Genomic DNA, 23,341 nt, shown 5'->3' with positions numbered 1-23,341 from the left:
GTTTTATTTATGTACAAATTTAAGTTTTTCTATATCTGCTGTACCTTTAGTCTCTCTAACTAGTTGAACTTTCATATTTTCATGATCCTGTCTAATTACGGTCCAATCTGGATTGTAGTTTCCTATAATCTTGGAAAAATCAATCTTATATTTTGAAGGGAATTTGAAAAAGAAATGTACTTGGTCATTACCTTCTAATTTTGAGTTAACAAAGAAGGCTACTATATCTTAGTCTTTTTGAGTTATTATAGAGTCCATTCCTATTTGAATCTACGATTTCTTTTTGTACCCTATTAAATCTTTGCTTAATGTCATTAGCTAGAGGTAAACCCGCTGGAAATGAAAAACCTGCACCTAAAATTACTACTAAATTATTCATAACCTATTAGTATTTTAATACTTCCAATCAACATGCCTAAATGGAAGCTTGTTTAATTCTTCTCTATAAAATCTCCATTTTGGCATAAACTCAGTCATATAGCTAACAAACACTTCGTTATGTGAACGTTCTTGTAAATGGACTAATTCGTGAACGATAATAAACTCAATACATTCTATAGGTTTTTTTGCTAATTCTAAATTGAGCCATATTCTTTTGGCTTTTGTATTACATGTACCCCATTTGGTACGCATCTTTTTTATACCAAACTCATTAGAGTGTACGCCTATAACTTTTTCCCATCTAGCAATTAATTTTGGTGCAATTGTTTTTAGTTCATTACGATACCATTCTTCTATAATTTCTTGTCGTTTTTCTTCTGAAGTTTTTGGTCTTATATAGAGTTGAATGGTATCATGTTTCAAAATAACTTGTGGAGGGTTATTATGCTCTATTACTTCTAATAAATATCGTTTGCCTAAAAAATAATGACTCTCTTTGGTTAAGTATTCACGTGGTGTTTCTCGTTCTTGATTTTTAAACGATTCTTGTTGTTTTTTTATCCATTTAAGTTTGTTTAAAGCGAAAACACGAATGGTATCTAAGTCCATTCGGTTAGGTGCAGAAATTCGAACAGCTCCATTAGGCGGATATACGCTTAAGTGAATGTTTTTAATATCCTTTTGCTCTAATTCTATTTTTATATTTCCTAATTCTATCTGCTGCATTAATATTCTTTCTGTTCTCTAATTATATTAAAAATATACTCTACTTTATTTTCTAATCCGTAAGGGCCTGGTTCATCATTAGCTATATCAATTCCTGAATCTATGGAGAAAGAATCTAGTTGTTTGTAAATTTCTGCTTTTATTTCTCTTTCTTTGGCTAGATTACCCCTCCAACTATCTCTTTTAACACGTTTTATTGAACTATCAATTAACAACGCCAACGCTTCATTGTTATTTAAATTATTATATAATGCTCTTTGTGCTATGGTAACTAAAGTATCTGGTGTTTCTTCACTTTTACCCTCATTTACACGTTTAGCTAAGTCTGCAATTTTTTCTAAGTATTCAGCATAATTAATTGCTTTTTCTCTACGTTCTTTAATGATTTCAGCCAATAATTTTGACATTTTATCAAAAAAAGCTGGGTCGATCAAATGCTCCTTAATTATCTTTTTTCTAACATTGTTTTCAATAGTTTCGGCAATGGCTCCTTGATTAGATTTTATACCATTAGGCATAGAATTAATGGCATCTGCAATTCCAGATTTTACGATGATATCCAAAAGTGGCATATCTTCAAATGGCGAAATGGTTTCTGGCTCATCAGCTTGAATATAGGTGTCAATTAAATGACGCATATCTGCTTCATAGGTTTTTAAGTCTAGGGTCTCACCACTTGCCTTTCTTATTTCTTTACGCAATTTGAGGTAATAGTCTAGTTCTTTCTTTATACCAATAATGTCGCTTTCAGTATACCCCGCTTCTGGCATTTCATCAACAATATTTGCATAGGCACGAATTAAAGCCACGGTTTTTTTATACAAGGTAGTCCGTTGCGTTTCCTTTGCTTTTAGCTCTTCTTCAATTTCAGTATTACCACAGAAATAGTGAATATAAGCTAGTGTATCTTTTGGGGGAGCAACAGGCTCACACAAGATATGTATTTCTTCTAACGCATTATCTAAACGTTCTTTACCAATTTTTAGACGGTCTTGAAGCATAATATCTATGTCTTTTGCTTCAAATTCTTCGTAATCTAAATCGGAGGTATAAACTGCGACTGCGTTTTCAACTTTCTTGAACAAGTCTTTATAATCTACTATGTAACCAAATTGCTTGTCATCAGTATCCAAGCGGTTTACCCTACATATTGCCTGAAAAAGTCCATGGTCTTGCATACTTTTATCAATATACAAGTAGGTACAACTCGGAGCATCGAAACCTGTCAGTAGTTTGGAAACAACAATCAACAGTTTCATATTGGCAGGTTCATCGCAAAACTTTGCTTTCGCCCAATCTTCATACTGCTCTGTGGTTTTATTTCCCAAAAGTTCTGTATATAAATTATACATAAACTGTTTTTCAGTTTCGGTACTCGCTCCTGTGTCTTCCGTAGTGATATCACTGGTATGAGGACTATAGGATGTGACTATGGCACATTTGTTCCGAAGCTCAGAATTGGTGCGTTTAAACAGCTCAAAATATCTACATGCTTCATATATGGAACTTGCAACCAATATGGCATTCCCCCTTTCAGAACTTAAGCGTGTTTTTGTACCAAAATCCAATATAATATCGGCAACCACCTTTTCCATTCTTGAACGACTGCTCAATACTTTTTGCATCGTTCCCCATTTCTTTTTAATTTCAGATTTCTGAAAATCATTGAGTCCTCGTGTTTTTGCATCAAACCATTCGTCAATTCTCTTTTGTGAGGTTAGACGTTGGTCTATATCCCTAGCCTCATAAACCAAATCCAAAATAACCCCATCTTCAACGCCTTCATTAAACTTATAGGTATGTATGTACTTACCGAAGACCTCTATACTGGTTTTCTTGTCTTTTTTAAGTAATGGCGTTCCAGAATAGCCTATAAATACAGCATTGGGTAACATAGCTTTCATGGTACGATGCAAACGACCACTTTGTGTACGGTGACACTCATCTACAAACACAAATAATTCGCCAACTGCTTGTGATGGTTGACTTTCAAGCTCCTTTATAAACTCATTAAAATTGCCTTCGTCTCTTTTTCCAAACTTATGTACCAAAGAACACAACAGCCTTGGTGTGGGTGTACTTAATTTCTCCATTAAATCCCTTCCACTCCTTGTACGGTATATCTGTTCATCAGCATCTTTAAAGACTCGTTCTATCTGTTTATCAAGCTCATCACGGTCTGTTAATATGGCTATTCGAGCATTGGGATTATTCTCTAAAATCCATTTTGCCAAATACACCATGACAATACTCTTACCACTTCCCTGTGTGTGCCATATAATACCACCTTCGTATCTATTGATATATTTTTGAGCTTCTTTTACCCCAAAATATTGATGGACTCTTGGTAATTTCTTGATACCACCGTCAAACACAACAAAGTCGTAAATGATTTCTAAAAAGCGTTTTTTGTTAGACATCTTTAAAAGATATTTGTCTAACAGGTTACGACTGTTATCCTCAATATCTTCTTTCCATTTCAAATAGTATTTTTCTGGTGTGTTAATTGCCCCATATCGCAAACCTTCGGTGTCATTACCCGCAAAAACATATTGTACCGTAGCAAAAAATGGTTGAATAAAGGCATCCTGTTGGTTTACGATGCTTTGACGAATCCCATCATTTACGGTAACTGTACTACGCTTTAACTCCAATACACCCAATGCGATACCATTTACATAAATTACAATATCTGGTCTCTTAGTCTTATTGCCTTTTATGGTAACCTCTTCTGCAATGGCAAAGACATTTTTATCCCAATGCTTCCAATCAATAAAATGGACTTTCTCTGTGTTTTTACCAACTTCGGTTTTTATATCAGCACCATAGCGTAAGAGTTCATATACATTCTTATTGGTAGTGTATAAGCTGTCACTAAAGTTGTTGGCTGTCGTTTTAAGCTCATAAATGGCTTTTGTAATTTGAACTGGGTCATACCCTTTCTTTTGCAAATAAGCTGAAAGCAATTCCTCTTCAATATTACCATTGGTTTCACGTTCTTCCCAATTACCTAAATAGGTATAGCCTAGTTCGTCTTGGAACAACCTCACTACCCTGTTTTGAGTGATACGTTCTATACTGCCTACTCTACACATACCAACCTTATTTTACCCGTTAACAAGTTTTGCATCAACCCTTGTTTTAGCATTTTATATTTAGATAGCTTTTGTTCTATTTGTGCTATTTCTGCATCCATATCGGAAAGTATGGTAGCTATCTCTAATTGTTCTTTTGGTTTTGGAACTTTTATTTCAATATGTTGATATTCTCCAATCCAGTGTCGTTTATGGTCACCCAAAGGAAATACTATTTGTTGCATCAACTCATAAATAAACCTAATGTCAACAGAGTCGTTTTTCTTCTTCAAAATCTTCATAGCAGAAGATTTAACTTTAAAATGGAAATCAACAAATTTAGTGGCAGTTGTAAAATCATCAAAAATAATTACAGGAGCATCTTTAAAAACTCCAAATTTCTCATTTGTATATCCCAAAATAAATGTCTTCCCTGCCGTTAAAACAGGAATATCATAATTATCATTGTACTCTGTATCAGTTACTATGTAATCAGTAGGTTGTTCATAAACCAAAAAATCCCCCAACTTCTTTACCTCCCAATCCTCTTTAGGTGTTAAGAGTTGTTGCATAGCGCCTTGTTTAATAGCTCTTTTTTTAGCAAGTTTTCGCTCAATGGCTTGTATTAAATTGTCTGTATCGCTTAATACTTGGGCAATGGCTTTTTGTTCTGGGAGTGGTGGAAGTGGGACAGGTATTTTTCTTAAAACAATCATCCCAACCGAACTACGAGTAGAACCACTCATTATTTTAGAAAAATAGCTTTTAATATATTCAGAATTTAAGATGTAATACAAATAACCTTTATTGATTCCAATAGAATCTAATACCCCGAGAGTTGGTGAAAGTGTATATTTTCCTATATTATTTTTGAGCTTAATTACCTTTCCTATTGATGCAACTCTTCCGAGTCCAATTAAGTCTTTTCTTAAATCATAACGTAGTTTATGCTCTTCAAAGATTTGTTCATCTACACGTCTAAATTTTTCCTTTATTATTTGTCCATTTTCATTTAAATCGCCAATACCTAAAAATGGAATACCTTTATCTACGGATTTTGGTGCTCGATGACTTGGATGTGGATCGATAACTTTAGTTAAGTTTTCAAGTAAATCTATATCCCAATTAATTGGTATTTTGCCTACTTCAGTATTTTTATATCCTTGTTTTAGTTCCATGCAAATCCCATTTTTTGTAGATGAGTATTTACTTTAGCTTCTAAACTTTCTACCACCCTATCAATAAATGGTAATGGGTTTTCGTAGCGCTCTGCCAGTTCTTTTACGCGGTTGGTTAAACGTTGGCTAATATGGTCTATTTCGTCTTTTATGTTACTTTCTATGGTCTGCATCCATTTATCATCTACTACTAATTGTTTTACTTCATCTTCTGTTAAGGTTGGGTATTTTGCAAAAAGTTTTAAATCCAAGTCTGCTTCTGCTTCTTTGATCTTTTTATTGGTTGCTGTTTGTTTGTCTAAAAGAGAGATGTATTGTTTAAGTACTTTGAGTTCATCAGCAGCATCCGTTTCGCCTTTCAATTCTTTAATACGAGCATTAACACTGGCTTTGTTAACCTTTTCCATGTCAGCAAAATAGCCTTCTTCACCACTATGTTCTTCTTCCAATTCGGTCAGCTCACTTGCAAGGGTTTCTTTTTCTGCTTGTAAATTTTCTAATGTTTCTTTTTCAGTATTAAAATATCTGTTAATCACGATGTCTTTGGGCACAAGGTCACATGTCCAACCTTTGTCTACTTTCTTTTTGTTTTTGCCACTTTCAACAATAACCCTTGAGGTTTCTGCTTTCCAGCCATCTTGGGCAATAAGATAGCAATCATCTTGCACTATTTCAAACCAGTAGGTCATAAGGTGCTGGTACATATCGTACTTATCTATCAACGCTTTATCGTTATATTGTGCCAATAGCTTTTCAGATAAGTCATGTATCAGTTCTTTGGGGTTAAAACCTTGTGTTAAGCCCTTTAGCGTTGTAGTGGTTTCTGTTTTCCATTGGTTAAATAAACTATCCATTTGCGCACTAAATGCAACAAACTCGGGGTGCTCAAAAATGGTGGATTTAATTTCTTCCTTAGACACTTTTAAGGTAGAATAATTATCTCGTGTACTTGGTAAAAACAAGGCTTTTTTTATAGTAGGATATACTTCCCAAAAGCGTTGCAAGGCGTTAATATCTGCATTGGGAATATCGCCTAATAAATGTGCTTCAATATCTTGTATATCTTCTGCTTCTTGGCTTTCTATGTATCTTGGGATGTTGAGGTTAAACTCATTGGCTTCAATATCTGTTAATGAAACCATTTTGCTAAAACCAGGTATTTGTTCTTGGTTATTGAACACATCGGCTATTCTATGAATGTCTTGTTCTCGCAATCGGTTTTTATTACCATCTTTAACAAAACCTTTACCCGCATCTATCATAAAAATACCTTTACGGTTTTGGGCATTTTCTTTATCTACTAATATAATACAGGCAGGAATTCCGGTACCATAAAATAAGTTGGCAGGTAAACCAATAATCCCTTTGATATAGCCTTTACGGATTAAGTTTTCACGTATCTGTGCTTCTGCATTTCCTCTAAACAACACACCATGTGGTAAAATACAAGCCCCTTTTCCATGCCGCTTTAAAGACCGTACAATGTGCAATAAAAAGGCGTAGTCACCATTTTTTACTGGAGGTATCCCATAATCTTGAAAACGATTATATGGGTTGTCTTCCGGCAAGTTCAATCCATTACTCCAACGCTTATCACTAAACGGAGGATTGGCAACTACATAATCAAAGGTTTTTAGGTTATCGTTTTCTTGATTTTTGAATAAAGGATTAGCCAAGGTATTGCCCTGTTTGATTTCAGCCGTTGGGTAGTCATGTAAAATCATATTCATACGAGCCAAACTTGAAGTTGGTCCATCTTTTTCTTGGCCATACAGCGTAACCTTTCCTTTTGCTTCGCCACTGACTTTTAAAAGAAGGGACCCTGAACCACAGGCAGGATCATATACCGTTGTATCTGTTGTAGTATCATGATCATTTATCCCAATGATTTTTGCCATAATTCTGCTTACCTCAGCAGGTGTGTAGAACTGACCCTTGCTCTTTCCACTTTCTGTCGCAAAATGACGCATCAAGTATTCATAAGCATCGCCTAAAATATCATCACCTTCGGCTTTGTTCTTGCTAAAATCTAATTGTGGGTTTTCAAAAATGGCAATTAAATTGGTTAACCGGTCTACCATTTCTTTGCCACTACCTAACTTGGTTACGTTGTTAAAGTCTGGCATATCAGACAGTTTGTTGGCTTCCGCAATTGGGCCAATGATTTTTTTGTTGATTTGGTCTCCAATATCGGTAGCTCCTTTTAGTGCTACCATATCTTGAAAACTTGCACCCGCTGGGATGACCATAGGTGCGTAAGGTTGACCAGCCCATTTATCACTAATATATTTTATAAAGAGCATAACCAATACATAATCTTTGTATTGACTTGCATCCATACCCCCTCTTAATTCGTCACAACTTGCCCAAAGCGAGCTGTATAATTCTGATTTCTTTATTGCCATGTTGGGATTCTAAGTATTTTGAATTTATGTTACTATTTTTGAAGATTAAAAATAGAAATCTTTTAGAGTTATACGCTCTTTATAGGATAAAAATACCAGCCTTTTTTTAATTGAAATTTAACGGCCTAATTCTTTATTGTTTAGCCTGTTATTTAATGAATTTCTTATGTGACAATTAAGGGTGTAGAATTTTATAGCTTGGTAATTACTAATTCAGCCTCTTTCTTGAGATTTATAAGGTACAAAATTTGATTCGTGGCAAAGAGTTTTAATGTTAAAGTTGTGGACGTTGTATAATAGAATTAAGATTGCAACAACAATAACCTATAATTCAACTCCAATTAAATTATAATTTTTATTCAATATTCAAGTGCCTAGGATTGAATAAATGAATAAAGCCCCTATTTTAATGATCTACTTACCGTTGGTTGTGAAATTCCTAACTCTTTAGCAATTTGATTCTGAGTTTTTCCTTCCTTTTTAAGTGCAATTATTCTATTTTTTATAACGGTTTTATCATGGTTGGCTAAATTTTCAAATGGCACCTTTTCATTCGTCATTGTAAAACATTGATTTTTATCAAATATTAATACATAACTTTTTTGCTTAAATTCTTGAGGCAAATAGTTTCCTTTTACTACACAAAGGTGTCTTTTGTTTGGATCTTCTCTATCTAAGCGTAACTCTAACACTAATCGCATTTTAGCTTCAAAACCTTGTGAGCCAAGCAAATTATTTTTACTGGGTGTTAAATCTTCAGTTCTTTTGCCTGTATGATGGAGAAAAATTATTAGACATTTATACTTCTGTGCTAGCTGACTATATTGATTTAAGAAACTTCTTACTTGACTACTATCGTTTCCTTGACCAGTAAACACATCGCTATAGGCATCAATTACTATTAAATCAACAGGTTCTTGTTCAAGTAAAGTTGCTAGCGTACCTAATAAGTTCTCAGTGTTAAATACAAATTTTATATTCTCGTAATTGGCCTCTTTATTTCCAGTTAGTCTTTGTGTCTTTTTAAGCAAAGATGTAGTAGAGTATTCATCATCTTCAGTACTTACATAAATTGCTTTGTGATGTACTGTATTAATTTTAAAATCAAGAAATTCTGATTTGTTTAATGCAACGCTAATCGCAAATTGGCGTAGCAAACTACTTTTGCCAGTGTCTGAAGAGCCACCTAAAGCGACCAAACCTACTTTAGGGAATATTGGGTTTAACAAATTTAGAATTTTTGTTTGTTTTCTATTCAATAATTGTGCACCAGTAAACACGCCTTCAAGTTGGGGTAAATTGGCTTTAACTTGTTTTATAGTAGGAGTTGAAATAGTATTTTCCATGATTAAAAACGTGTTGTATATTTTGTTGCCAAAACCTTCCTATTTAGAAATTCTAGAGTACGATGTTTCTTATTTTGAGTTTCCATGACCCACATATTTAGAAGGTTTAACATAGAGGTTATCGGCAATATACTTCAACTCAGTTAAAGATTTCACTTTGCCAGAAGCAAGATGTTCGTCAATCTCAGATTTTAAAAAGAAGAGTTTTTTACCCTTTTTATTATAAGGTATTTTGTTTTGGTGCACCCAAGAATAGACCGTAGCCTTTTTAGGTTTCGCGGGATGGTAGTCGCAAAGTTCATCAAGGGATAGCCAAATACTTTGATTTGTTGAAGAAACTTCTTTACATTGAAGTTTTTGGTCTATTTCTTCAATTTTACAGTACATGTCTTGTAAAATTGAAGGAATGTTTTCGAAAGTAAATTGTTTTGTGTTTTTCATTGAAAATATATTTTAAATTATAATTTTCAACAAAATTCGACTAGTACTAGTACCCAATACAAGCCCAATGGTTAACTTTTTTTAATTTATTTTACTTTTTTGTTTTGGTGGAGCCATTCTATATCGGGAAAGAGTTCTTTATTTAATGGTAATATTTTTTTACCTCTAAGGTAATCATAACATGTTTCTTTGTTAAATGCTACTATTTTACCCTTGTCATTTTTAAAACTAAAATTATTAACCAACCAATCTCTTACATCAGTCATATTATCTTCTAAAATATATTGATTTTCTTTGAGCCTTTTAAAAAAATCGACGAGAATACTTTGGTTAGTATTAAAAAGCAATGGTTTTTTTAACCACTGGCCTTTTAAAACTCTGGTTAAATCATTGTCAAATTGATTCTTATAATTTATGTTTTCAAAATAAATATTTAATCGATTATATAATAAATCCAATTTTTCTGTATCCAATTTGATTTCGATACTTTTGGAAATATAATTAAGATTATCATTAGCTACTTTTGCAATCAATTGTAATTTATGATCATCAGTATTGGGAAATGAATCATTTGTATGAACAATACAATTTTCATAAAATTTATTTTCACTAAAAAATTTAGGGGTTCTGAATTTGTAAACGTTACTTAGGTAAACATCAATACTATCCTCATCCTCGCATTTATCTAAACAATCCTGTATCATTTCAAACCAATGTTTTTGTGTTTTGATGCTTTCCATCATAAGCATTCTTCTTGTTTCTTTAAATTGATCCAGTTCTTTTTGCATTTTTATTGGACTATAATTAAGATTTAAAATTCTATCTACTTCAATTTCTAACATGTTTTGAAACATAGAAATCTCCTGTTCCTTCTCAAGTTGACGATAAAAATCATTGTATTGTTGACGAGAGTCGTTCATAATTAAGTATAGAAAATTAAAATTCCATTAATTTGTTTACAAAGTGTTTTTTAGCTTCATCTTCAAAACCGGCAAAATAATTTTTGGTTACTGATAGATTGCTATGGTTTAGGGCTTCAGAAATAAACTCCATGGAGGCTCCTTTTTGTATTGAAAGTGTTGCAAAACTATGCCTTGCCCAATAGGTTGATATTTTAAATTTAAAACCTTCTTGTTTCGCCAATTTATTAAAATGAAGGTTTATAAAACTGGTGAAATTTTTAATTTTCTTTTGCTGCTCAACAACATCATCTTTTTCTGAAATTATTGGAAACACAAATTTGTTCTTCCTCATAGGACTGGTGCCATACTTATTAATAACTTCATTGGAAAAATCATTCAAAAACACTTTGACTTTCTTTAAATTACTTTTTTTGGTATTTACTGTTTTTGCTCTATAATATGTCAGATTATCATCATTGAGGTTTTCATGCTTCAACAATAAAATATCTTTTATATTCATACCAAAACACATATAGCTAAAGAACCAGAAATCTTTGGCTTTCTCCTGTTCAGGTGTACTTGGCGTAGCATTAAACAATAATGATATTTCTTCTTTTGTTAAGGCTTTTTTTACTCCTTTCGCATTAGGAATTTGGTACTTGTCATTTCCTTTACCAAAGGGATAGACTTCTCGTTTGATATCATTTTCACTTATTGCATCATTAAAAATTGTTCTAAGAGCTCTGGTATACATAGATACTGTTGTACGACTTTTATTCAATTCATGTACCATATAGGATTCATATTTATTTAAAAAGTCGGCTGTTATATCATAAAAAGTGAGATTTTTTAATTTGTTATTAGTTTTGGATTCCAAAAAATTACTCAAAGATTTTAAGCTTAAATTATAGTTACTTGCAGTGGAAACTTGATCATTAGATTTGAGTCTTTTTATCTTTTCTTTATAATGATACGCCACATTTATATGAGCATCTTTACTACGAAACATTTTTTTTTCAAAAGCATTGAAACTAAATGGAGTTAAATCCTTTGCTATTCTTTCGGCATTCCCCTCTAGTTGCTGTAATATTATTTTTGTTTCTTTATTTTTCCCTCTCACCTTAGTTTCCGAATTGAATATTGTATTAAAGTCATCGATAGAGAGGTCTATACCCGTTGGGTATAATTTTTTCGTTTTAGTGATTGAAGAATATAAACGTAGTTTAACCGGAAATAAATTATTAATCTTTTTACTAGAAGTTCTCTTATCTAAATAAAGTGATATGTTATAATCCATTATTTATAGTCTTTTTGTAAAGATATAAATTTGCACAAAATTTGCACAAAAAATAACAAAATAAACCTATCCTAAATATTAACAACTATCAGTGTATTGTTGTATTATACTGATATTAAGTGATATATAAAAGTATATAGCTTGTATTATAAATATATCATTATGCCTTCTAAGCAGACGGTCAAAGGTTCGAATCCTTTCGCGATCACAAATGAATTAAAAAAATCCCGCTGTTGCGGGATTTTTTATTTGGTGAAAACACAGCAAGTTCATATGCTAAAGGTTTAGACAAATAAAAAAGAGAGTCCATCGATAGACAGATTAAGGCTTTACAATTCTCAAAATGGGATTGAAAAGATCACGCAAGTAATCCTTTCGCGATAACTTATACATATTGATAATCGATTGGCAAACTACATAAAAGCCCGGTTTGGGAACAAAACGTGTTTTTTTGCTTTTGTTTATAAGCTTATCGCTTGTGGAAGCATATGATAAAGTTAAAAAGGCCAGATTTCCACTATGATGAAGTAGAAACCCAGCCTGAAGAATAAGAGTTTTAGATAATTATTTTGCAGTTTCCAAAAGACTTGAGAAGTCATCTAGTTGTACAGACATCGTTTCCTGACTTGGTGGGAAATCCTTAAAGCTTCCTATTAACTTCCCTAGTGGTTTACCAACCTGACCTAGCACCCAAGATCTATTTTCCGCCCATTCATCATAACCTCTCGCTTCATGAAACCTTTCGAAAGGGTCCAACTTCAAATTTGTAATGATTGGGGTTGACAAAGTTGGTTGGGGAGCACGAAACCATTTTTTTTGATCTCTGAATAACACTTTCCAGTCACCCCATCGCATCCCGTGAAGCGTACCTTCTGTAAAATAGAAAAATTCCTTGCGCTTGCTTTTGCCATTATTCAAGACAATATCAATTTGATCATAACCATCCAAATGCACTTTAAAATTTTTTCCTCCCACATTTGCACCTTTCAGAAGCTGATCTTTCAAATTATTATTTCCAACTAAAGACATGATCGTTGGCATCCAGTCTTCCATGGTCATAAATTCGCCAGTCACACTATTCGCAGGAATATGCCCGTCCCATTTAACCATCATAGGCACCCTGAATCCACCTTCCCAGCCACCAACTCCTTTTTCACCATGAAAAGGTTGGTTTCCTCCATCTGGCCAACTGTTTGAAGCTGCTCCATTATCAGTCGAAAACATCACTATAGTGTTATCATCTACGCCCAACTCCTCCAATAGGTCTAAAAGCTCTCCAACGTCATCATCTAATTCCATCATACCGTCTGCATAAATACCATATCCACTTTTTCCTTCATATTCACTATTCAAGTTAGTACGATAGTGCATTCGAGTTGTATTATGCCAAACAAAAAACGGTTTATCAGATTTTACAGCCTCTTTAATAAAACGCTTGGATTCAACAAGAACTTCTTGATCAAGGTTACGTTGACGCTCTTGACCCCATTGACCTAAGTCCTTAACCTCTTGTTTGCCGTTTCCTAATGCTTTTGAGTGTATCACACCTCTTTCTTTCAGACCAAGGTCTTTCTGAATATTTTCGTCCTTAGGAAAATCATACTGCTCAGGATATTCTCCGGCATTTAAATGGTATAGAATACCAAAAAATTCATCAAACCCGTGGGCAGTTGGTAAATGCTCATCCCTGTCACCGAGATGATTCTTCCCAAATTGTCCTGTTGCATAACCCTTGGCTTTTAACAATTGTGCTAAGGTTACATCAGAATCTTGAAGACCTTCCTTCGCTCCTGGAAGACCTACCGTACTTAATCCGGTTCTCATAGGGTATTGTCCAGTTATAAATGCAGCGCGTCCTGCGGTACATGAGGCTTGAGCATAATGATCCATAAAAAGCATGCCCTCATTGGCGATGCGGTCAATATTTGGTGTGGAACCACCCATCATTCCTCTGTGATAAGCACTGATGTTCCACATACCAACATCATCTCCCCAGATAATGAGGATATTCGGGTTTTCTCTACTCTGAGAAAAAACGAGAGAACTGACAGATAAAATAAATGTAAATAAAATTGTTTTTTTCATACCTTAAAATTTGGTTGAATTCTTTTTTGGTTAGAAGAAATTCTTGTTAGACAATAAATAATAATTGACATAAATTTACGAATTTTTTTTATTTCAATACCTAATAAACAGGACCCTAATAAGATTTATTCCACAAAATGATTTCATACTTAGGAGTCGGAGTTAAATGCTCGATATTGTTCACCGGCGGTATTTTGAAATTTAAGGCACACCACGTACCAGTAAAAAAGCTGAATATGCAAAGTAAATGGGAACAGTTTTAAATGACCTTAAGGTTAAGTCTTTCAGTTTTTCCCAACTTAAAGCCTCTTTTCATGGTGTTTGGCGACATAGTTCAAGTAGATTTACAGCTAATAAGAATGAATAAAATGAAGCTATTTAATAGAATCAGCAAGAAACCTAATGAAATCCGGAATCATATTAAAAACCTTTCAAAATTGATCTGTTTCCTACCAATAATTCAATTTCCATAATGATTTTAAATTGGACTTGTGGTTACATCTAAAGAATAAATTAAAATTTTTCGCTTAATAAAATTTAGAAACAATTGAAACTACCTATACCTCCAATTCACTGCTAAGATTACCCATCCGAAAAAATCTTTACGATCACCTAAAGACAGCAAAAAACCCGCTTCATGATAATGAAGCGGGTTTTTGATAAAACTCTAAAGCGTTTCTTTTAACCATCTAAAAAATTCTCTTTGCCAAACCAAGCCGTTCTGCGCTTTGAGTACCCAATGGTTCTCATTAGGAAAATAAAGCAACCTGCTTTTTAAACCTTTTAACTGTGCGGCTTGAAAGGCTTCAAAGGCTTGACCATCAGGAACTCTGTAATCTTTGCCTCCTTGAGCAATGAGAATGGGTGTATCCCAGTTATTTACAAAATTTTTAGGGTTAAAATCTGTATAAGTTTTCATCGCTACAGCATTGTCTTTTTCCCAGTACGCTCCTCCGTTATCCCAGTTCACAAAAAACAGTTCCTCAGTGGTTCCGTACATACTTTCCATATTAAAAATACCGTCGTGTGAGATAAAGGTTTTAAACCGTTTGTTGTGATGTCCTGCGAGAAAGAAGATCGAATATCCACCAAAACTGGCTCCAACAGCACCTAACCTTGCTTGATCAACAAATGGTTCTTTTGCGATATCATCGATGGCAGATAAATAATCTCGCATCGCTTGACCTCCATAATCTTTACTGATCGCTTCATTCCACGCAACACCATGTCCGGGCATCCCTCGCCTATTTGGGGCCACAACAATATAACCCTGAGCAGCCATGATTTGAAAATTCCACCGAAACGAATAGAATTGAGATAGTGCAGATTGTGGACCACCCTGACAATATAATAAAGTGGGATATTTTTTTGACGGATCAAAATCTGGTGGATAGATAACCCATACCAACATATCTTTTTGATCTGTTGTTTTTACCGTACGTTTTTCAATTTTACTTTTTTTAATCTTTTTATAAATGGCATCATTGACATGTGTGAGTTGATTCATTTCACCATTAGTCAGGTCCACAGTAAATATTTCCGCGGCATGATTCATGTCTGTTCTGGATACAATCATTTTCTCTCCAGAAACGCCAATTAATCCATTGATATCGAAATCCCCTGTGGTAATTTGTTTGACGGTAGGTCTTTTTTTACTCTTTCCCGGATAATCTACTTCAAACAATTGAGTAGTTCCATCAATCGGAGCGTTAAAATAAACACCGCTACCATTCTCTTTCCACAAAAAAGAATTAACGGTGCCGTCCCAGGCTTCTGTAAGATTAATCTGAATATCTCCTGAGCGGACAATGATATCATTCTTATCGGCTTCATAACCATCACGCTTCATGCTCAACCAAGCTAAGGCGCCTTGTGGAGAGTATTTTGGACTTGTATCATACCCCATCATCCCTTTGGTTAAATTTGTCGTTTGACCTGAGGCTACATCATAAGAATAGAGATCCGAATTTGTGCTAATAGCATAATCCTTCCCTGCTTTTTTCTTTGAAACATAGACGATCAATTTGCCGTCCGGACTCCAGGTATAATCGCTGTCATCTCCGAATGGTTCAGTTGGACAATTAAAGGGCTCATCTTGCATCAGATCAATTTCTATATTGTCTTTATGGAGAATGAGATGCTTAAACTCTCCATCCTCCCAAGTATCCCAATGTCGATACATCAAATCATCATAAATCAAAGCCTCAGATTGCTCAAGTTCTGGATAATAATCTTTGCCAAAAACTTTGTTTATTTTCACGGATTTGGCACTCAGCTTATAATTTCCGATAGGTGATATGTTTTTATTTGCGACCAAAGTGACCCCATCTTTGATCTCTTTTGCTTCTCCTCCATCGAGAGAAAGAAGAAACTCAGTTGTCGACCCTTCATTTTTTGAAACATCGAACTTTTTGACACTGTAAACAATTGATTTGCCGTCTTTTGTAATACCGATGGCATTTATTCTGCCTAAATTCCATAAAAGTTCAGGAGTCATCACCTCCTGTCCGAATATATTAGAAAACAAAAAAAGAAAAACCAAAAAAGAAACACTTTTATACATGATAAATTATTTTAAAAACATAGAGTTTGTAAAATTACGGTTTCTTTTGAATCAACCCTATTTTATCACTTTAAAAGGCTTGTACAAGAACCCCTTATTTCAATAAAGTCCCTTTAAAATTGAATTGACAAATTGAAGAATTCAGAATAATTAAGAATGAAAGTAATTATAATCTTTTTAATTTTAAATAAGTCTTATTGAATAAATTTAGATGAATTGGTATGAACAAATAAGATATTACCAACTTGATCATAGCCCTCGAATACAGATAGATCATTGGCATCTTTTACTCTTCCTTCATGAAAACCAATAATAGTCAAGTCTGCTTCCGTAGAATGCTTGTTAATGAGATCCCTTTTGTTTACACCTGTTTCTAAGGGTAAAACACGAATATTGTTGGCCGAAATAGGCAACCTGCCGGACGTGGTTAATTCTTTTAATTTTAATTCCTCAGATTTAATGTCCTTTTCCTTAAATGCTGCAAAAATTTTGATTTCTCCATTTTTCCAATCAGGATGCCCAAGGATGATGTACGACAACAAGATCATTAAATTTCCATTGTCATAGTCCTCCTTCCCTATCCAAACATGGATTTCATTTTTATACCTGAATCCTCGGTCAGAACTTGCTAGAATAGCTACATCAAAATTGGCAGTTTTCAAAACGCCATAATTATCAATAACATCTTTCAGCCAATCCGTCTTGCCTTTTTTATATTCAAACAACATCATATTATTGGGCTGGCCCGACACACCGGGAAGCTGAATACATTGAATAATAGCCCCTGTATTTGAGGGAGATATAATGGCTTCCAAATAGACGTTAGAATGACTGGTACTCGCCAATTTAATTAACCGATCTAACTTTTCCATAGATGCAGCTTTTGTTTCTGAAGAATAATACCCCTTGTCAAAATGTACAAAAGTTCCAAAGCCATATCGATAGGACAACCATTTCATCATTTCAAAAGCAGAATACCTCTCAAAACTTTCTGGTGATAAACACAACACGGCAGGCCTCCAACTTTGATCTGCTTTCTCTTTTTCTGTTTTTTGTAAAAATACCTGTACTTTTCTGCTAAACTGGTAAATAACACTTTGAAATATTCTGGATATACCCTTGTTGTGTGCCGTATTGTAGGTAATGTAAAAATACAACATGAGCATCAAAGAAATAGCAGCAATAGCATAAGTCGTATTAATCTTAAACATGAGATATATACACAAGACAGCCCCTAAAAGTGAGAGATACCATTTCGATTTGAATGAGGGTCGATAAGAGGGATCAGCAGCAAAATGTTGCAAGAAAGAAATGAGACAAAGTGAACCATAGGTTACCATAAAGAACATTGAAATGATTTCCGCAACAGCGTTTACATCGCCCATCACCACAAAAAATAAGGCGATAATACTGGTTATGATTGTTGCATTTCGCGGCTCATTGCTTAAGGCTAATCCTTTAGAGATCCATTTGTTGACATTGGAACTCGGAAATACGTCATCTGCACCGATGGCTTGTAAGGTTCTTGGGGCAACCATAAACGACCCGATTGCCGAAGATAAGGTAGCTGCAGCCAAACCCATGGGAATGATAGGTCCCCAAATAGCAATTTTAGACATGATTAATTGGTCACCAATAAGGTCTTCAGAGCTTGCAGAAACTGCCAATTTATAAGCAATAAATACATAAATGATCATTCCAATTATGGTCGCAGATAAGGTGCCTAGCGGGATTGATTTCTTGGGATCGCGCAGATCGCCCGATAACCCAACACCTGCAGTCATCCCTGTAAATGCGGGAAAAATGATAGCAAATACATAAAAAATACTGATATCGGTTGGCCTATTAGACAATGCAATGGATTTATTTACAGTTTCGCTGTAATCTGTTGAACCTAAAAAGAAAAATATCAGAGAAATAACTAAAATCGTTACAACAAAATATAAAGCTTTCACCCCCATATCCGCTCCCTTGCTTATCATTAAAAAAATAAGCATGATCAGAGCCGGAATACTAAAAATTCTGTTATCATAAATTTCATAACCAAAATTTGAAGCAATCCATGGTTTTACAGCTTCAAATGCTTCGGCAAAAGCAATGATATAAAATGCTACACTAATGGCTTGAGATAAAAATAAAGCCAAACCAATAGAAGCACCGATATTGATTCCAAATGACCTGGAAATGATAAAATATTCTCCTCCTCCTTCTACCTTTTGGTTGGTGGCAATTTCTGCCAAGGCCATTGCCGTTGGTATGGTCACCATATGTCCGACCAAAATAATAAGCAAAGTACCCATAAACCCTACACTGCCCACTGCATATCCAAATCGCAAGAACATGACTGCTCCCAGAATGGTTGAAATGGCCGTTAAAAATACGGGTAATGTACTAAAGTTTGATTTTGATTGAGAAAGAGAATTTTCCATTTTGGTAGGATTAAATTTAGATTTTACAATCAAAAAAAGCCCAACTTTGTAGCCGGGCTTTTCTCTTCTTTTATAGTTGGGCTAATATTATTCTAGCTTATTTACGGCAGATCTCACTTCTTCCTTGACCTCTCCTACTCTACCTTTTACTTTCCTTAATTGCAGCGAAATAAAAATATTTCCAATACCTAATAATAAAAATGCAAATGCTAAAGTAAATACCAAATAACTAGCACCTACTAATGGATTGATGATGGCAAAAAAAGCGAATATGGTAGTCAATATACCAAAAACCAAAATCCAGCCCCAATTGTGCACCCCTTCTTTCTTCATTTTGAATGATCCGGATATCATAAATATACCCCTAAAAAGCAACCAAAATCCAACAAACAAGGAAAAAAGCACTATAGTAACTCCTGGATATTTTAAGAGCACAAAGCCAACAATTAAATCTAGTATTCCTCCACCTAAATAGAGGCCCCAATTTTCGATTTCATCTTTATGCCCAATCGCATAAATAATCGTTAAAATACCGGATATAAAAATTAACATACTAAAGAAAACTGTTAATCCAACAAAACTTTCAACAGGTGTATTGAACATCCAAATAGCACCAATGATCATTAGAATTCCGATGATTAGAAAAATCCACCAATTCTTTACAGATTGATTTACTTTTGAAATAGCATTCGCCATAATTTTAAAATTTACTTTATCATATTGATAAATAGGTTAATAATTGATTTTGATATACATTATCAAATGTAGAAAAATTTTATTAAAATATTAATAAATGTAAATATTTCTATTACTGTCTTGATAATTCTACAAAATCTATAAAAGACATGTAGACTAATAAAAAATCAAAAAAAGTAAACCTTTGACAAGAATTTATTGAGAAAATAAGATTTTCTTAAACGTTTATGTAAAAAAATAAATAAAATAATATTTTTTCTAAAAAAGACTTCTATATTTGTTGCATGTATAATTCAAGATTTTATTTTAATTTCTTCAAAGGTGTTGTCAGGCTTACAACAACTACCGATACCCCTTAAGGGGTCTTTCTATTTTTTCTCAGTTATATTTAGCGTAATTTTTTAAGATTTTAAATTTAGTCCACAAACCATGATAGTTGCAAAGTTTGGCGGAACTTCAGTAGGTTCTGCAAAAAATATTCAAAAAGTTGTTGAGATCATTTCTCATAAAAATGAAAAATGTATAGTTGTTGTTTCTGCCCTTGGGGGTGTCACAAATTTACTGATTAAAGCTTCCGAGCTAGCCGTAAAAGGAGATCAAGAATATGTGAATGTATTGAAAGATATTCAAACCAAACATAAAGACACGATTGATACATTGTTTGATGAAGAAGACCAGGAAAATTCAGCCGCTTATGTGATGGCTCAAATGCACAAGCTCAAAGATACCTTAAAAGGTGTTTATTTATTAAATGATCTGTCAGAAAAATCTTTAGCAAAAATTGTAAGTGTGGGTGAAATTCTTTCTTCGTATATCATTTCTGAAGCGTTTAGAGTAAATGGTATGAATTGCGAACTTTTTGATAGCCGATTATTGATCAAAACCGATAGCCATTACAGTAAAGCGGGCGTCCATTACCAAAAGACTTATAAAAATATCAAAGATGCTGTAAAGAATTCTGATAAAAAGGTGATGATTATGCCTGGATTTATAGCCTCCGATGAAAAGAATAATGCAACTACATTGGGTAGAGGCGGGTCAGATTTTACGGCTGCGATAGCTGCAAATGCGATCGATGCAGAATTGTTGGAAATCTGGACAGATGTGAGTGGTATGTTTACAGCAAATCCTCAAATAGTGAAACAGGCTAAGCCCATAGAGCAGATCACCTATCAGGAAGCTATGGAACTTTCTCATTTTGGCGCTAAAGTGATCTATCCTCCAACCATACAACCGGCTATGGATAAAAAAATACCCATTTTGATCAAAAATACCATGGCACCCAATGATCGAGGAACCCTGATCGCCGAAAAGACTCCTGCAGGTAAGAATATGGTCAAAGGAATTAGTCATATCGAACAAATTTCTTTACTTACACTTCAAGGAAATGGAATGGTGGGTGTTCCCGGAATCGCAAAAAGATTATTTGGTGCTTTATCACAACAAAATATCAACGTTAAATTTATAACACAAGCCTCAAGTGAGCATTCGATCTCTTTTGCTATAGATGATGAAGATGCAGAAAATGCTAAAATCGCTGTCGACAATGCTTTTGAATATGAAATTTTTCAGCGAAAAATAAATCCGGTTACCGTTGAAAGCGACTTAGCGATTATTGCTTTAGTGGGCGACAATATGAAATCACATCAAGGAATCAGTGGCAAAATGTTTAGTAGTCTCGGAAATAATAACGTAAACATTGTGGCGATCGCCCAGGGATCTACAGAGAAAAATATTTCGGCCGTGATTGCCAAAAAAGATGCGAAAAAGGCATTGAATTCATTACACACCACATTTTTTGAAAATCAGTTAAAGCAAATCAATTTATTTATTGTTGGTGTAGGAAATGTTGGTAGCAAATTATTGGAACAAATCAAACAGCAACAATCACATTTGTTAGAGAAATTACATTTGGAAATGAAAGTAGTTGGCCTGGCAAATTCGAAAAAAATGATTTTTGATGAGGATGGAATTGACCTAGATAATTGGAAAGAAGAACTCCACAAATCAAAAATCACGTCCAACTTAGATGAATTTTACAACCAGGTGATCAACCTCAATCTAAGAAATAGCGTTTTTGTAGATAATACGGCTAACGACGTAGTACCATCGTTTTATGAAAAATATTTAAAGAAAAGCATGGCGGTGGTGGCCTGCAATAAAGTAGCTAGTTCTTCAGATTATGCCAATTATAACCTGCTTAAAGAGCTGTCTAAAGAATACAACGCACCTTATTTGTTCGAAACAAATGTAGGAGCCGGTTTACCGATCATTGACAACCTTAAAAACATGATCAATTCCGGTGATGAAATTCAAGAAATTAAAGCAGTGCTTTCAGGAAGTTTAAATTTCATATTTAATAATTTCGACGCAAAGAACAGTTTTTATGACGTAGTAAAAAAAGCAGGAGAGGAAGGTTATACAGAGCCCGACCCAAGAATCGATTTAAGCGGTGTAGATGTAATGCGAAAAATACTTATTTTGGTGAGAGAAAGCGGTATACAAATGGAGTTGTCTGATATTGAAAATGAAAGTTTTTTACCTAAAAACTCGTTAAACGCGAAAAGTGTTGAAGATTTTATGGAAAGTTTAAAAACGGAAGCGAATCATTTCAATTTATTAAGAGAAGGAGCTGAAAAGAATAATTCCAAATTAAAATTTATCGCCTCTTTTAATCGAGGAAAAGCAAAAGTAAAACTAGAGCAAATTCCTCAGGAACATCCATTTTACAATCTTGACGGAAAAGATAACATTGTGTTGTTTTATTCTAACCGATATGCCGATCAACCTTTGATTATTAAAGGTGCTGGAGCTGGTAGTGATGTCACTGCCTCAGGTATTTTTGGCGATATCATAAGAACCATCAACAAATAGGGTATAATGAATGAATTGACCATTTTTTCACCGGCTACTGTAGCGAATATTTCCTGTGGTTTTGATGTACTCGGTTGCTGTTTAGATGGGATTGGGGATGAAATGACAATTAGAAAAATACCTCAAAAAGGTATTCGTATTTCGAAAATCACAGGAATGGATTTACCCCTTGAAACCGAAAATAACGTTGCAGGTGTTGCGGGCCTGGCTTTGCTAAAAAAATTAAAAGAAGACATTAATTTTGGATTTGAAATAGAAATAGTAAAGAAGATCAAACCGGGTAGCGGAATAGGAAGCAGTGCTGCCAGTGCTGCCGGAGCTGTATTTGCCATCAATCATTTATTAGATAAACCATTCACAGAACTGGAATTAATAGATTTTGCCAGAGAAGGGGAAAGACTCGCATGTGGTTTTCCTATAACAGATAATGTGGCTCCTGCCCTATTAGGCGGATTTACTTTGGTAAAACACGATGAGCCCCAAAAGATATTAAAATTACCTGTTCTGAAAGATCTTTTTATCGTGATCTTACATCCTCAAATTGAAATTAAAACTTCTGAGGCCAGAGCTATCTTGCCTATACAGGTAGATCTGAATCTTGCGGTAAAACAATGGGCGAATGTAGGTGCTTTTGTCCATGCCTTGCATACACAAGACGAATTACTATTTGCAGCATCTTTACATGATTATATTGTTGAACCCCATCGGTCAAAACTGATTCCAGGATTTGAGGAAATTAAAGATACTGCTTTAGAGCAAGGTGCTTTAGGCTGTGGAATTTCGGGCTCGGGACCTTCAATATTTTCTTTTTGTAAAGGAATTCAATCTGCTCAAAATGTGAAAGATAAACTGGAAAAAATATATAGATCTAAAAATATTCCTTTTCAAATCCATATTTCCAAAATAAATCCTGTAGGAATACAAATAGTTGAATCAAAATAATT

At 34.2% G+C, this 23,341-nt stretch carries 15 protein-coding genes; 2 read left to right on the top strand and 13 right to left on the bottom strand.

Going from position 1 to position 23,341, the window contains the following annotated elements:
• Positions 1 to 3: 3 nt before the first annotated feature.
• From ACFQ39_RS11170 to ACFQ39_RS11110, 13 genes are all read right to left on the bottom strand, one after another.
• The gene (locus ACFQ39_RS11170) at positions 4 to 225 is read right to left on the bottom strand and encodes a restriction endonuclease (protein ID WP_377180006.1); all 222 of its coding nucleotides are present in this window, start codon (positions 223 to 225) and stop codon (positions 4 to 6) included.
• A 168-nt stretch (positions 226 to 393) separates the two neighbouring features.
• Complete coding sequence (locus tag ACFQ39_RS11165; protein ID WP_377178990.1) at positions 394 to 1,107, bottom strand: M48 family metallopeptidase; 714 nt, start codon at positions 1,105 to 1,107, stop codon at positions 394 to 396.
• Complete coding sequence (locus ACFQ39_RS11160) at positions 1,107 to 4,202, bottom strand: type I restriction endonuclease subunit R (protein ID WP_377178989.1); 3,096 nt, start codon at positions 4,200 to 4,202, stop codon at positions 1,107 to 1,109. Before ACFQ39_RS11160 ends, ACFQ39_RS11165 begins: the two co-directional genes overlap by 1 nt.
• Positions 4,190 to 5,359: a restriction endonuclease subunit S gene (locus tag ACFQ39_RS11155; RefSeq protein WP_377178988.1), complete on the bottom strand. Its 1,170-nt coding sequence runs from the start codon at positions 5,357 to 5,359 to the stop codon at positions 4,190 to 4,192. The genes ACFQ39_RS11160 and ACFQ39_RS11155 overlap by 13 nt, the downstream gene beginning before the upstream one ends.
• Entirely contained in the window at positions 5,350 to 7,764 is a 2,415-nt protein-coding gene (locus tag ACFQ39_RS11150) for a type I restriction-modification system subunit M (protein WP_377178987.1), read from the bottom strand. The genes ACFQ39_RS11155 and ACFQ39_RS11150 overlap by 10 nt, the downstream gene beginning before the upstream one ends.
• A gap of 401 nt (positions 7,765 to 8,165) precedes the next feature.
• Entirely contained in the window at positions 8,166 to 9,110 is a 945-nt protein-coding gene (locus tag ACFQ39_RS11145; protein ID WP_377178986.1) for an AAA family ATPase, read from the bottom strand.
• A gap of 69 nt (positions 9,111 to 9,179) precedes the next feature.
• On the bottom strand, positions 9,180 to 9,551 hold the full coding sequence (locus ACFQ39_RS11140; protein ID WP_377178985.1) for a helix-turn-helix domain-containing protein: 372 nt from the start codon (positions 9,549 to 9,551) through the stop codon (positions 9,180 to 9,182).
• Between the two features lie 86 nt (positions 9,552 to 9,637).
• A complete protein-coding gene (locus ACFQ39_RS11135) occupies positions 9,638 to 10,471 on the bottom strand; it encodes a hypothetical protein (protein WP_377178984.1) in 834 nt (277 codons plus the stop codon).
• A gap of 16 nt (positions 10,472 to 10,487) precedes the next feature.
• Positions 10,488 to 11,750, bottom strand: coding sequence for a tyrosine-type recombinase/integrase (locus ACFQ39_RS11130; protein ID WP_377178983.1), 1,263 nt, complete (start codon positions 11,748 to 11,750; stop codon positions 10,488 to 10,490).
• 564 nt (positions 11,751 to 12,314) lie between these two features.
• Positions 12,315 to 13,835: an arylsulfatase gene (locus ACFQ39_RS11125; protein WP_377178982.1), complete on the bottom strand. Its 1,521-nt coding sequence runs from the start codon at positions 13,833 to 13,835 to the stop codon at positions 12,315 to 12,317.
• Positions 13,836 to 14,502: 667 nt separating this feature from the next.
• A complete protein-coding gene (locus ACFQ39_RS11120) occupies positions 14,503 to 16,398 on the bottom strand; it encodes a S9 family peptidase (protein WP_377178981.1) in 1,896 nt (631 codons plus the stop codon).
• A gap of 194 nt (positions 16,399 to 16,592) precedes the next feature.
• A complete protein-coding gene (locus ACFQ39_RS11115; protein WP_377178980.1) occupies positions 16,593 to 18,827 on the bottom strand; it encodes a hypothetical protein in 2,235 nt (744 codons plus the stop codon).
• Positions 18,828 to 18,914: 87 nt separating this feature from the next.
• Positions 18,915 to 19,523, bottom strand: a complete 609-nt coding sequence (locus tag ACFQ39_RS11110) for an HdeD family acid-resistance protein (protein WP_377178979.1) — start codon at positions 19,521 to 19,523, stop codon at positions 18,915 to 18,917.
• A 429-nt stretch (positions 19,524 to 19,952) separates the two neighbouring features.
• On the opposite strand from ACFQ39_RS11110, the gene thrA reads away from it, so the two are divergent.
• Together thrA and ACFQ39_RS11100 are read left to right on the top strand one after the other, a co-directional pair.
• Positions 19,953 to 22,397, top strand: a complete 2,445-nt coding sequence (gene thrA / locus ACFQ39_RS11105) for a bifunctional aspartate kinase/homoserine dehydrogenase I (RefSeq protein ID WP_377178978.1) — start codon at positions 19,953 to 19,955, stop codon at positions 22,395 to 22,397.
• A gap of 6 nt (positions 22,398 to 22,403) precedes the next feature.
• Positions 22,404 to 23,339 (top strand): homoserine kinase, encoded by a 936-nt coding sequence (locus ACFQ39_RS11100; RefSeq protein WP_377178977.1) that lies wholly within the window; start codon positions 22,404 to 22,406, stop codon positions 23,337 to 23,339.
• The last annotated feature ends 2 nt before the right edge of the window (positions 23,340 to 23,341 follow it).

The sequence above is a fragment of the Namhaeicola litoreus genome (assembly GCF_042679565.1).
GTDB classification, from domain to species: domain Bacteria; phylum Bacteroidota; class Bacteroidia; order Flavobacteriales; family Flavobacteriaceae; genus Namhaeicola; species Namhaeicola litoreus.
This window is presented reverse-complemented; position numbering and strand designations above follow the sequence as displayed.